This is a genomic window from Helicobacter sp. MIT 14-3879 (genome assembly GCF_003364125.1).
Window position 1 is genome coordinate 21,188 of the sequence record NZ_NXLP01000006.1, and the last position, 14,214, is coordinate 35,401.

11 protein-coding genes are annotated in these 14,214 nt (G+C 29.1%); all 11 read right to left on the bottom strand.

Going from position 1 to position 14,214, the window contains the following annotated elements; genetic code table 11:
* Positions 1-222 precede the first annotated feature (222 nt).
* Positions 223-1,575, bottom strand: coding sequence for an L-serine ammonia-lyase (locus tag CQA44_RS05225; protein WP_115546238.1), 1,353 nt, complete (start codon positions 1,573-1,575; stop codon positions 223-225).
* Between the two features lie 10 nt (positions 1,576-1,585).
* Complete coding sequence (locus tag CQA44_RS05230) at positions 1,586-2,932, bottom strand: aromatic amino acid transport family protein (RefSeq protein WP_115546239.1); 1,347 nt, start codon at positions 2,930-2,932, stop codon at positions 1,586-1,588.
* Between the two features lie 146 nt (positions 2,933-3,078).
* Positions 3,079-5,628 (bottom strand): flagellar hook-associated protein FlgL, encoded by a 2,550-nt coding sequence (gene flgL, locus CQA44_RS05235; RefSeq protein ID WP_115546240.1) that lies wholly within the window; start codon positions 5,626-5,628, stop codon positions 3,079-3,081.
* Positions 5,629-5,703: 75 nt separating this feature from the next.
* Positions 5,704-6,759: a peptide chain release factor 1 gene (gene prfA, locus CQA44_RS05240; RefSeq protein ID WP_115546241.1), complete on the bottom strand. Its 1,056-nt coding sequence runs from the start codon at positions 6,757-6,759 to the stop codon at positions 5,704-5,706.
* A 54-nt stretch (positions 6,760-6,813) separates the two neighbouring features.
* A complete protein-coding gene (gene rpsT, locus CQA44_RS05245) occupies positions 6,814-7,083 on the bottom strand; it encodes a 30S ribosomal protein S20 (protein WP_115546242.1) in 270 nt (89 codons plus the stop codon).
* 80 nt (positions 7,084-7,163) lie between these two features.
* A complete protein-coding gene (locus CQA44_RS05250) occupies positions 7,164-7,781 on the bottom strand; it encodes a LysE family translocator (protein WP_115546243.1) in 618 nt (205 codons plus the stop codon).
* A gap of 28 nt (positions 7,782-7,809) precedes the next feature.
* Positions 7,810-10,443 carry a DNA polymerase I gene (gene polA / locus CQA44_RS05255; RefSeq protein ID WP_115546244.1) on the bottom strand — a complete coding sequence of 878 codons (2,634 nt, stop codon included), beginning with the start codon at positions 10,441-10,443 and terminating at the stop codon, positions 7,810-7,812.
* Positions 10,443-11,192 carry an exodeoxyribonuclease III gene (locus tag CQA44_RS05260; RefSeq protein WP_115546245.1) on the bottom strand — a complete coding sequence of 250 codons (750 nt, stop codon included), beginning with the start codon at positions 11,190-11,192 and terminating at the stop codon, positions 10,443-10,445. The genes polA and CQA44_RS05260 overlap by 1 nt, the downstream gene beginning before the upstream one ends.
* Before the next feature lie 3 nt (positions 11,193-11,195).
* Positions 11,196-13,274 (bottom strand): elongation factor G, encoded by a 2,079-nt coding sequence (fusA, locus tag CQA44_RS05265; RefSeq protein WP_115546246.1) that lies wholly within the window; start codon positions 13,272-13,274, stop codon positions 11,196-11,198.
* Positions 13,275-13,299: 25 nt separating this feature from the next.
* A complete protein-coding gene (gene rpsG, locus CQA44_RS05270) occupies positions 13,300-13,767 on the bottom strand; it encodes a 30S ribosomal protein S7 (RefSeq protein ID WP_115546247.1) in 468 nt (155 codons plus the stop codon).
* A 22-nt stretch (positions 13,768-13,789) separates the two neighbouring features.
* Positions 13,790-14,176 (bottom strand): 30S ribosomal protein S12, encoded by a 387-nt coding sequence (rpsL, locus tag CQA44_RS05275; protein WP_115546248.1) that lies wholly within the window; start codon positions 14,174-14,176, stop codon positions 13,790-13,792.
* Positions 14,177-14,214: the final 38 nt, after the last annotated feature.

The window sequence follows — 14,214 nt, forward strand, 5'->3', positions numbered from 1 at the left end:
GTGATTATACAAAATTTATGATATTATTAAAAATAAAAAGAATTACTTAAAACTAAAAAATTAGCTTTATAATTAATGGCTATTATTACTAAAGCAATTTTTTTATTACCAAAACCAATTTTATTGTTTTATTATATATTGAACTACTGCTTTATTTAACCTAATATCTACACATCATTGATTATTCTAGTTAAACCCTTTTTAATATGTTTTTGTAACTACTTAGCAAATATTTTTTATTGTGCTAGCTAGCCCTCCAAGTGCCGTCTCTTTATATTTACTATTCATATCCTTACCCGTTTGATACATTGTATTAATAACATCATCAAGACCAACTACGGGTATGCTCTTACGATTCATAGCCATTCTTGCAGCAGAGATAGCTTTTATTGCACCAAATGCGTTTCTTTCAATACAAGGAATCTGGACTAATCCAAACACAGGGTCGCAAGTAAGTCCCAAATGATGTTCCATTGCAATTTCTGCTGCATTACAGGCTTGAGATACATTAGCTCCAAGAACTGTTGCCATAGCTGCTGCTGCCATAGAGCTAGCACTTCCTATTTCTGCCTGACAACCAGCCTCTGCTCCACTAATGCTAGCATTTTTCTTATACAATGAGCCAATCATCATAGCACATAGTAAAAAATCAACCACCATAGAATCATTAAAGCCAATGCTATGATTTTTAAGATATAGCATAACTGCTGGAATTACCGCACAAGCACCATTAGTAGGAGCTGTTACTACTCTACCTCCTCCGGCATTCTCCTCTGCAATGGCTATTGCATAAAGTGATATGTAATCAATAATGCCAAAAGGGTCCATCGTAGGGCAGATTCTCTCACTTAACCCCTTAGCTCTACGATGAAGATTAAGCGGTCCGGGTAAATTTAGCTCCTTTGGGTTACAGCCCTGTGCAAAGCACTCTTGCATAACATTCCAAATTTCTAAGCAATAATCATAAATATGCTCTTTTGTGTGGAATTGTAACTCATATTCGTATGCTATACTAGAGAGTGATTTTGTATTTTTATTACTTAGATTCATTAAATCTTTTGCAGAATTGACTTGAAATCCTATAAATGATGGGCTTATTTTCTCTTTCTTTTGTATTTCCTTGCTATTTTTTACAAAACCACCACCAATAGAATAATAAGTCTCCTCTGCTAATAGAGTAGAATCTTCCCCTAATGCCCTAAATATGAGTGCATTTTGATGCAGTGGCAAAAAATCATTATTAAAGATAATATCTCTTTCATAAATAAAATGTATTTCCTTTTTTCCACAGAGATTAATGCTATGAGAATTAATAGCCTTATTAAGTATGTCTTTTGAAATTTGTGGGGTTATATCTTTTGGGGTGATGGCATTTAAGCCCCAAATGACAGCCTTATCGGTTAAATGCCCCTTACCTGTAAGGGACAAAGAACCATAAAGTGTAGTTTCAATTCTTTGTATTTTATATATAACATTATCTAAAATTTTGCAAAATAAGTTTGCTGCAAGCATTGGTCCTAAAGTATGTGATGATGAAGGACCTATACCTATCTTAAAAATGTCCAAATTACTCAAAATAAACCTCTTACAATAGTTTATAAATCACTGTGATTATAGTTAGGATACCTGTTACAAAAACAAACAAATCTAATGCTTTATTTTGGAATTTTTTAAACCTTGAAACACTCCAAATAGTAAATATTGGCATTAAAAACAATATTGCTGCAATAATTGGACCACCCAGATCCTCTATAAAGCCTAGAACACTTGGGTTAATATATGCAGTAATCACCATAATTATATACATTAAAGTGGTGCAACAAATTGCAATCAATTTTAGATTTGGATTTTCCTCTCCAAATAGCTTATAGCATTTTCTAACTATACCATAAGCCCCCTCTCTTGCACCGAAATAATGCCCAAAAAACGAAGTAGAGATAGCTAAAAATGCAACTAGAGGTCCTCCGTAAGATATAAAGGGATTATCGAGTTTATTTGCAAAGTATGATAATACAGGGATATTTTGAGACCTTGCATCTTGCAATTCTTGAGGATTAAGCGATAGCACACAAGAAAATACAAAAAACATTACAAAAAGTAATAGCATTATTGATGTTCTTAATAGGATTTGATTTGCTTTATCAACAGAATCTTCTTTATAGTATCTCTTTACACTTAATGAAAATGTAGAAATAGCAGGAGAATGATTAAAAGAAAACACCAATACAGGTAAAGTTAGCCACACTATTGTTAAAAATTCCTTAAAATCTGGTATAGAAGTAATGCTCTCAAATTTCCATTGTGGAATTAAATAGATTGAAAATATGAATAATACCGCACATAGAGGATAGACAAGCCACTCACAAACCTTAAGTATAAGCTCCTCACTAAAAAGCATAATTAACATAAAAATGCTTACTAATAAAAAGGCTAAAATCGCCCTATATAATGGAAGTAAAGATGCTACACTTTTTATAACCTCTACTCCATTTGAATCTTTTATAATCACTTCATTGATAGAGTAAAGCCCACTAATAAAAGCATAAGTGCTACTAGAAGAATCTAAAAGCGGTAAAAGCTGATTGTAAAAAAATGTCTCAAAAGTATTCGTAATTCCAACGCAATAGGCAAGGCAAATAGGGAAAATCGCAAAGAAATATAAAATAGAGATAAAAACACTAATTTTTCTACCAAAATATTCCTCCGCAGCGTGAGTGATATCCCTATCATCACCACTTGCTTGACAAACAAAGCGACTTAAGGCTCTATGACTTAAATATATCATTGGGAAAATTACAATAGTCATCAAAACAACAGGCCAAAAGCCTCCAACACCAGCTTTTATTGGCAGGAATAAAATCCCAGCACCAACAGCAGTCCCAAATAAAGATAACATCCAGCGAGTATCAAAGCTATTCCATTTTAATTTCATCCTATGTCCTTATTTTATTCTATATTTTTGTTTTATGCTTATAGTATAAATAAATTGAACTTATAGTGCAATAGTGTTTTAAAACTATTTAAAGTTATAAAGAGAATATGAAGTATTTTTTTAAAGGATTAACCTTAAAATAAAATCTATAAAAAATCCACTAATGACATTTGATTTATTTTGCTTGTAGAAGCTAGAACAGCATTATAGTTATTTGTAAGTTGTGAAAATTTATTATAAGTTTCTGCTAAGTCGGTTCCAATAGTATCACTTTTTATAGATTCTACTTGAACCTTTAAAACTTCATTTCTTTTAATGCTATTTTCAAATACTCTACCATAAGAGCCATTTAAAGCAATATTTTTTTCTATATGATCATTTATATGATCAAATAATGCTATTGAGTTTTGAATTCCAATATTTCTTAAATCTTGATTATAATTATCCCCTAAAGCATCTGGACGATATATTCCCTTTCTAACTGCATCAATCATAGAATCTAACTGTTTAAAAAAACTAATATGAGGTTTATCAACTTCAAGTGCATTATTAGCATTTAATGTAATAGATGGAGCTCCAGAATCTAACCCCTTTAAAGAAAAATCATCACTAGAATTACTATACATCATAAAACTCATTTTAGTTTTTGAGCGAATTTTATCCTGTATCTCAACTTGTCCTTCATCATTTAGCATTACATTTACATTACCATTTGCCATATTTACTAATTTTTCGTAATTTTTCTTGCCAATTTCACTAACACCATCTATATTATTTCCCTGTGCATTTAAGAAATTTTGCACATCTTGATTTGAGTAATTTAGTGCTATTGATATAGAATCAAGAATTTGTCTATATGTAACATCATTTGCACTTGATATACTGATAGCTGGTGGTCTATCGTGTGGATTATAAAGTGGGATTCTATAATTACCATCACCACTATTATTATTTGGTAATAATAAATAAGTTCCATCTTCATTTAATTCAATACTAGCTTCTACATCAATACCATTGTGGTCTTTTAACTTTAAAATATATTTTTCACCATTTAGGTCTTTATTTGCTACTTCACTTAATTTTGTAGAATCTGTAGCATATTCACCACTTAACGCATTTATTTGAGAAACATTTGAGAGTAAAGATGAACCTTTATTTAAAAAAGCACTTTTATCATAGGTAGTTTGAAAGCTATTTCTTATAGCATTTCTTTCATCTCCGTTATCATCAATTGTTTTTAATTCTATTTCAAAACCACTCGGACCATTAAATGGTGGATCTTTTTTATCATTTTCTAAACTTATTACATTATGGTCTATTATATTAATCTTTCCATTTGAGATTTCAACACTAATATTACCTCCAAAATGATTTTGTATAGATTTTAATAAATCATCAATAGTATTATTTTGTATATCAATTTCAAAAGGTTTTATTACAGAATCTTCAATATTACCTGTCTTATTATTTGGTGATTTTCCACTAATTTCTAACTTTGTAGCTTCAAGCCCAAATATATCACTTAATTTTGTATTTTTTGAAGCATATTCATTATCATTTGTTATAAATTCTACACCAAGAGTAGTATATCTAGCATCATAATTATTTTTTATACCAACAACTTTTGATAGTGAAAAATCACTTAAAAATGGACTTTTTTGAAAGCTAGTAACCCTAGCTCCTATTTGATGTAAAGAGTTTATATCTTCTACATCTTTATTTGATGATATTAGATGAAAGTCAATATTAGAACCACCCGGCTTAACTTCTGTAATTTCAATTTGCCCCCAATTATTAAGCTTAACATCTACTACTTGATTTTGTGAAGTATTACCATAAGCTTCACCTATTTTTCTTAATAAATCACTTACTCTTGTTGCATTTTGAGGATTATCGTAAGCCACATCTAAAGCAAATTTAGTCTTAAAACTAGTTCCATCTGGTCTTTTACCACGTAAATAAAAATATGCTACTTCATCATTGCTTGTATCATTATCATTATCTCCTATTAAGTCTCTTAAAGTATCTTCACTTGTTATAAATACTTCACTTGGAACATTTGTTTTATTCATTTTATCCATAATGTCTGGATGGAGCTTAGATTGATTCAATTTTTGAATATTTGAAGTGATTGTTTTAAATTTATCTAAATCTCTACTAAAAAATAATTCTTTTCCATTGATATTATAAGCACTCTTAATATCTGGTGCTATTAACGCTTCTAGTTTTTCATTATTACCATTATAACTACCATCATCATTAAAAGGCTTTACTTTTATCCTACTACCTGCAAAAATATATTCTCCACCAATAGAAGTATTTGCAATTGATAATATATGATCTCTTATACCTTTCATATCATTAGCAATAGCCTCTCTTGAAGTAGGAGAATGTATATCATTGCCAGCGTGTATTAACTTAGTTTTAAAATCATCAAGAGCCTTTGAAATTTCACTTAAAGATTTATCTGTATTTAGTGTGTGCGTGTTCGCATCATTTGCTATATCTATTGATTGATTAAGAGAATGAATATCATATTCCATTTTTAGATTCTGATTAAAAATACTAGAATCTTCATATCCATATTTTATTTTTAAGCCAGAAGCAATTTTAGTATTAGCTTCATTTAATTTATTTTGTAATGTATTTTGATAGTAGTCCATTTGATTATATTTAGTGCCAAAGGTTACACGCATATTTTCTCCACTTTAATAAAATCATAACACTTTAAAAGCAATTTAGATTCCAAATCGGATTTTTAATAAATTAATTTATTCTAAATTTAAACTTTGCATATATGCTAAAAGTGGGTTTATTATTAAATCTAAATTTCCTGTAAGCATTATTTCTTCTAAACTATAAAGTGTAATTCCTGCTCTATGGTCTGTGAGGCGATTTTGAGGATAATTATATGTTCTAATTCTTTCACTTCTATCTCCACTACCAACCTGCTCTCTTCTACTTTGACCTTCTTTTTGTATTTGAGTTTCTAATTCTCTTTCATAGATTCTTGCCTTCAGTATTTTTAGGGCTTTGTCTTTATTTTTATGTTGAGATTTTTCATCTTGCATTGATACGCTAATTCCTGTTGGTATATGAGTAATGCGAACAGCAGAATCTGTTGTATTTACACTTTGCCCTCCGTGCCCACCAGAACGAAATACATCAATTTTTAAGTCATTTGGATTAATATTTACTTCTACATCTTCTACTTCTGGCATAATTGCTACTGTAACTGCTGAAGTATGGATTCTACCTTGAGATTCTGTATCAGGGACTCTTTGGACTCTATGTATTCCACCCTCATATTTTAATCTAGAATAAACGCTATCACCTTTAATTAAAGCTATGATTTCTTTGTATCCCCCAACATTATTTTCACTAGAGCTTATAATCTCAATTTTCCATTTTTTAGATTCAGCATATCTACAATATGCCTTAAATAAATCTCCTACAAAAATTCCAGCTTCATCACCACCAGTCCCAGCTCGAATTTCAAGATAAACATTTTTATTACTATTTGGGTCTTTTGGTATAAGTAAAAATTTAATTTCATCTTCAAGATCTTTTTTCTTGGATTCTAGTATCTTTAGTTCATCTTTTGCTAACTCACACAATTCTTTATCATCAAGAATAAGTCTATTATCAGCAATATTTTTTAATATATCTAAATATTCTTTAGCTTTTGTTACTAAATCTTCTAAATCGCTATGTTCTTTTGTAAGTTTATTTAGAAGTTTAATATTTGATAAATTCTCACTTTTTACAAGCTCTAAAGTAATATCATCATATTTCTTAATTAATGGAAGCAACTTATCTACTATCATATTTTAGCAATATTATTTATTTTGAATTTAAGAATCTTTAGATTCTTAAGTATTTTAAGTAAGTGCTATCTTTTTTACACTAGCATTTAATCTAGAAACTTTTCTTGCTGCAGTATTTTTACTAAGTATCCCTTTACTAACAAATTTATGAATATCCTTATTTGCAATTTTTAACATTTCATTAGCTTTAACTACATTATTTGAGCTAACAGCTTCCCTTACTGCTTTTATAATATTTTTCATTCTAGTTTCATAGTATCTATTTCTTTGAGTTTTTTTTAAAGTTTGGCGTATTCTTTTTTCAGCTGATTTGTGATTTGCCATTAATAATATCCTTAAATTCTAAATTAAAAACTTTAATTTTGCCAATAATTTATTTAAATAAACATTAAAAAATTTATAAATTATTCACTTAATACTTTTATATAGGTTTTGATTCCATAATAACAAAGCAAAATACCAATAGATATATGCAAATAAAAAATTGCCCATTTTGGAATGAATTTTCCAAAATATGCACCAAGCCCAACCCATACAATTAAGAATATAGGTGTAGTAATAAATGCACCAAGTCCAAGTTTATAAATATTTCTTTTAATTGTCATTTTTGAGAGATGAATAGCAAAGCTTCCACTCCAATATAATATTGTAATAGGGTTTGATAAAGTCAAAATTAAACCATAGCATAGAATCTCTAATCCATTTTTAATAGTATTTTGTGGGTTATGTTCTGTTGAAAGCAAAATGCTATTAATTATTATGTAGATTCCATAACTTATTAAAATTAACATACCTATGAATCCACTTATTTTACGTAAGTGTGGAAACTTTTCAAATATTTTTCCTACACCAAGTATAGCTAAAATAATAAATATTCCATCACCAATAGTAACTCCAAGACTACCAAATAAAGCTATTAAAAAACCATCACTAATAGCCACTTGAAGAAGAAAAAAGCAAATAGGACCAATTAATATTTGAAACATAAAACCAAGCTTTATACCTTCAATAAAAGCATTCATCTCTTTTCCTGTATCTTATCAGTTTATCTTATTTTAAGAGATACCAATTTTTTCCAATATTTATACCACATTTTAAAGGAATATTAAGAGTATAAACACTACTCATAATATCTGAAATTTTCTTTGAAATATTTTCAATTTCCTCTTCTTTTACTTCAAAAATTAATTCATCATGTATTTGTAAAAGTAAATTAATATCCATAGACTTAAATTCTCTATCACACTCAATCATAGCAAGCTTAATTAAATCTGCTGCACTACCCTGAAATATAGAATTTATACCCTCTCTTAAAAATGCCATTTTTTCATAATCTGCAATATTTTTAAAATTAAAATATCTATGTCTTCCAAGTAAGGTTGTAGAATAACCATTTTCTAGTATTTCTTTTTCTTTAATATTTAAAAATTCTTTTACTGTTGGAAAACTTTTAAAATAACTATCAATATATTCTTTTGCTTGTGATTGTGTAATGCCTAAAGTTTGAGCTAATTTTCTAGCACCCATTCCATAAATAAGCCCGAAATTAATACTTTTTGCTATATTCCTTTTTTCTTTTGCATTATTACCAAATAATTTTATTGCTGTTTCTAAGTGTATATCTTTATTCTCTTTAAATGCATTAACTAAAGAGCTATCCATAGAAAAATGTGCTAAAAGTCTAAGTTCAATTTGTGAATAATCAGCAGATATGAATTGATAACCATCTTTTGCTACAAAACCCTTTCTAATTTTTCTACCAATTTCAGTTTTTACAGGGATATTTTGCAAGTTTGGGGATTTTGAGCTTAAACGTCCTGTACTAGTGCCAGTTTGAAGAAATGAAGTATGGATTCTATTATTCTTATTTAGATTTAAAATAGGTATGATGTAGGTATTTAAAAGTTTGCTTAACTCTCTATATTCAAGCAATAATGGTATAATATTATGACTATCTTTTAGAGATTCTAAAGTTTTCTCATCTGTGCTATATCCACTACTTTTTAAGCTTCTACCCTTCTTAAGTTTTAAATTCTCAAATAAAATTTCTCCTAATTGTTTTGTGGAATTTATATTAAATTCACAACCTACTTCTTTATAAATCTCTTTACTCAAAAAATCTATTTTTTCTTTCAATTCTTTTTTTAATAAATGAAAGAAATTAATATCAACTCCTATGCCTTTTTTTTCCATATTAGCAAGAATATTAATTATTGGAAATTCAAGTTTTTTTGCTGTATTTAGCATCTTGGAATCTAAGTTTTCAATAAAATAATTATATAAAGCAAATGTGCAAAATGAATCTTCAGCAGCATATTTAGTAGCAATATCAATATTTACCATATCAAAAGTTCCATTTTTAGGAACTATGTCGCTAAATTTAATAGTTTCATAATTTAATTTTGTTTTCGAGCAATAATCAAGATTGCAAGGAGAAGAGCTATCTTCAAGCCACGCTAAAATCATTGTATCGCTGTAAGAAGTTATACATAAATTAAAATTATGGCAAATAACTTGTATATCAAATTTTATATTATGCCCAATGATATGATGAGTAAATAATTTTTCTAAAGCTAACTTAGCATCTTTAATTGATATTTGATTACAAACTCCAAGGTAATTATGAGCAATAGGAACATAATATGCATAATCTAAGCTTGAGCAAAAAGAAAATCCAACAATATTTGCATTATTACTATCCAAAGAATTTGTCTCTGTATCAAACGCTACTATTGAGTTTTTAGGAATACTATCAATTATTTCTAAAAGCTCCTTAGAATCTAAAATAGATTTAAAATGTGCATTAATTGTTTTTTTCTCAATAGTTTTAATAGATGGTATAGAAGATTTTAGTTTTATATCATATCTTTGTAATTCATCTTGTATTAACAATAATGGATTATTTTCTGTTTTCTTGCTAGCATCTAAATCAAAGTTATCTAGTAAATCATTTCTTAGGCTAACTAATTTTTTACTTAAATATGCATCTTCTTTGCCTTCAATGATTTTTGATAACATCTTTGGACTTAAAAATTTATTTAGATTATCTATGTTTTCATAGATTCCATCAAGTGAATTAAAATTTTGTATTAGAATCTGTGAAGTTTTAGCTCCAATACCGTTAATGCCTTGAATATTATCACTAGAATCTCCAACTAAACTTTGATAATCAACAAATTGTTTTGGATAAACACCAAATTTCTCAAAACATTCATTTTCTTTAATAATTTTCTTTTTTATAGGATTATAAATATAAGTATTATCATCAATTAATTGATATAAATCTTTATCTATACTAACAATTCTAACATCAATATTTTGTTTTTTCATTAAGAAACTAAGAGAAGCAATGGCATCATCTGCTTCATATCCATCGATAGAAATATATGATAGATTCATCTTTTTTATCCAACTAATTGCAACATTAATTTGCTTAAGTAAATCTTGGTCTATTTCTTGACGATTTGTTTTATATTGAGGATATAACTGCTTCCTAATACTATCTCCACCGCCTTCTAATGCAAAAACCAAATAGTCTGATGAATCATTATATAATTGATTTATTAAGTTTATAAAACCTACCAGCACACCCGTAGGAAATCCATCTTTACTTCTAAGTTTTGGAAGTGCATAAAAATTGCGAAAAAAATATCCAAAAGTATCAATAATAGATAATGTCTTCATTATAAATCAATATTAATACCCACAGGACAGTGATCACTCCCATAAATATCGTTATAAATATCAGCTTCTTTTAAATGTGAAGCAATAGAATTTGAAAGTAAAAAGTAATCAATACGCCAACCAATATTCTTTTCTCTAGAATTACCCATATATGACCACCAAGTATAAGCATCTATTTTATCTGGGTATAAATATCTAAAAGAATCTACAAAACCAGAATCTAATAATATGCTAAACTTCTCTCTTTCTTCTTTTGTAAATCCTGCATTTTTAGTATTTTGTTTTGGATTCTTTAAATCAATCTCTTTATGGGCTACATTCAAATCACCACAAACTATAACAGGTTTATTAAATGAATGTAAAAAATCTTTAAAATCATCTTCCCATTCCATTCTATAATTTAACCTTGTTAGTTCTCTTTGCGAATTTGGAGTATAAACATTGACTAAATAAAATTTTTCAAATTCTAATGTAATAACTCTACCTTCATTGTCATGATGAGAAATATTAATTCCATAACTTTCATTTAATGGCTGCTGTTTGCTTAATATTAATGTCCCAGAATAACCCTTTTTGATAGCACTATTCCAAAAATTATAATATCCATTAAATTCAAAACTAGCCTGCTCTTTTTGCATTTTAGTTTCTTGTATGCAGAATATATCTGCATCCACATAATTAAAAAAATCCATAAACCCTTTATTTATGCAAGCACGAAGCCCATTAACATTCCATGAAATAAGCCTCATTAATTAGGATTGTCTTTTTTCAATAATTGTTTTTGCAATATTTGAAGGAACTTCTCCATAATGGTCAAACTCCATTGAGTAGCTACCTCTACCCTGTGTAGCAGAACGAAGATCAGTAGAATATCCAAACATTTCTGCTAATGGGACAAATGCATTAACTATCTTAATGCCCATTCTATCATCCATTGAGTTAATTTGACCTCTTCTTCTATTTAAATCTCCTATAACATCTCCCATATATTCTTCAGGAACTTCTACCTCAACTTTTGTTATAGGCTCTAATAAAACAGGAGTAGCTTTTCTACAAGCATCTTTAAAAGCCATTGAACCAGCAATTTTAAATGCCATTTCAGAAGAATCCACATCATGATAACTTCCATCATAAAGTGTAACTTTGAAATCAACTACAGGATATCCTGCTAACACACCATTTTGCATAGCTTCTTGAATGCCTTTATCTACTGCGGGGATATATTCTTTTGGTATTACTCCACCGCTAATTTCATTAATAAATTCATATCCACTTCCTGGTTCTTTTGGATCTAATTTAATATGTACGTGTCCATATTGACCTCTACCACCTGATTGTTTAGCATATTTACATTCTTGATTAACACTAGCTCTAATTGTCTCTCTAAATGCAACTTGAGGTTGTCCAACCTCTGCTTCAACTTTAAATTCCCTTTTCATTCTATCAACAATAATTTCTAAATGAAGCTCACCCATGCCAGAAATAATTGTTTGTCCTGTTTCCTCATCAGTTTTTACTCTGAAACTTGGGTCTTCCTCTGCTAATTTTGATAAAGCTAATCCCATTTTTTCCTGGTCAGCTTTAGTCTTAGGTTCAACAGCAATAGAAATAACAGGATCTGGAAATTCCATTCTCTCTAGTATTACAGGGTCTTTTTCAGAACATAAAGTATCGCCTGTAAGAGTATCTTTTAATCCAACAAAAGCACATATTTCACCAGAATATACCTCTTTGATATCCTCTCTTTTATTTGAATGCATTTTAAGGAGTCTTCCTACTCTTTCTTTTTGTTTCTTAGTAGAGTTATAAACATAACTTCCACTCTCAATAGAACCTCTATATACTCTAACAAAGGTTAATTGCCCTACAAATGGGTCGGTCATAATTTTAAATGCTAATCCAGCAAATTCACCATCATCACCAGACTTAACTTGTATTTCATTATCGGTCTTAGAATCTATCCCTTTAATATCTGCAACTTCTATTGGAGATGGTAAATAATCAATCACTGCATCAAGCAAAGTTTGAACACCTTTATTCTTAAATGAAGAACCACATAGCATAGGAATAATATTCATGCTATGACAACCTATCTTAATCCCCCTCTTAATTTCTTCATTGCTTAACTCTTCTCCGTTTAAATATTTTTCCATTAAAGTTTCATCTTGTTCTGCAGAAGCCTCAATCATTTTCTCTCTATATTTTTCAGAAATTTCTTTCATATCTTCTGGAATCTCAACTATATCATATTTAGCACCCATAGTTTCATCATTCCAAATGTATGCTTTCATTTCCACCAAATCAACTATACCTTTGAAATTATCTTCTACCCCAACTGGAAGAGCTATTGGAATAGGATTAGATTTTAATCTTTGCTTAATTTGCTCTTCTACATTATAAAAATTAGCACCTATCCTATCCATCTTATTAACAAAAACAAGTCTTGGAACACCATATTTATTAGCTTGTCTCCAAACAGTTTCACTTTGTGGTTGCACTCCGCCAACAGAACAAAATACAGCTACAGCACCATCTAAAACACGCATACTTCTCTCAACTTCAATAGTAAAATCAACATGTCCTGGAGTATCTATTAGATTAATTTGATAGTCTTTCCAAAAGCAAGTAGTGGCTGCTGATGTAATTGTAATACCTCTCTCTTTTTCTTGCTCCATCCAATCCATAGTAGCAGCACCATCGTGAACTTCACCAATTTTATGACTTACACCTGTGTAAAACAAAATTCTTTCTGAAGTTGTAGTCTTGCCTGCATCAATATGAGCTGCAATACCAATATTTCTTAATTTATTTAGAGGAGTTTTTCTTGCCATTATTTTTATCCTTGTTTTAGTTATCTTACCATCTATAATGTGCAAACGCTTTATTTGCTTCAGCCATTTTATGAACATCTTCTTTCTTTTTAAATGCACTACCCTTTTCATTAGCTGCATCAATTAACTCATTTGCTAATCTATCTATCATAGTTCTTTCATTTCTTTTTCTAGCATATTCTAAAATCCATCTTATTGATAAAGATTGTTGCCTTTCAGTTCTCACTTCAACAGGGACTTGATATGTAGCACCACCTACCCTTCTACTTCTAACTTCTACAAGAGGTTTAACATTTTCCAATGCTTTAATAAAGATATCTATCCCTTTTTCATTAGTTTTTTCTTCTATCTTTTTTAAAGAATCATACATAATTTTTTCAACAACACTTTTTTTACCATCATACATCATTTTATTAATAAATTTTGTTACAACTTTATTATTATAAATAGGATCTCCTAAAACATCTCTTTTTATAGCTCGTCTTCTTCTCATTTAATTTTCCTCATTTAAAAACTTATTTTTTAGCATCAGATTTTACTTTTTTAGCACCATACTTACTACGAGAAACACTCCTTTTTGAAACACCTGCAGTATCAAGAGCACCTCTTATTATATGATATTTAACACCGGGTAAATCTTTAACCCTACCACCTCTAACTAAAACAATAGAGTGTTCTTGCAGATTATGCCCCTCTCCGGGAATATAGCTAATAACTTCTATTTTACTAGTTAGTTTAACTTTAGCTACTTTTCTTAATGCAGAATTTGGTTTTTTTGGTGAGGTTGTATATACACGAGTACAAACTCCTCTTCTTTGTGGGCATTCCATTAATGCAGGAGATTTCGACTTTTTAATAATCTTTTTTCTTTCATTTCTTATTAATTGATTTATAGTTGGCACAATTTTTCCTTCTCAAATATCAAAATTTTACAAAACTT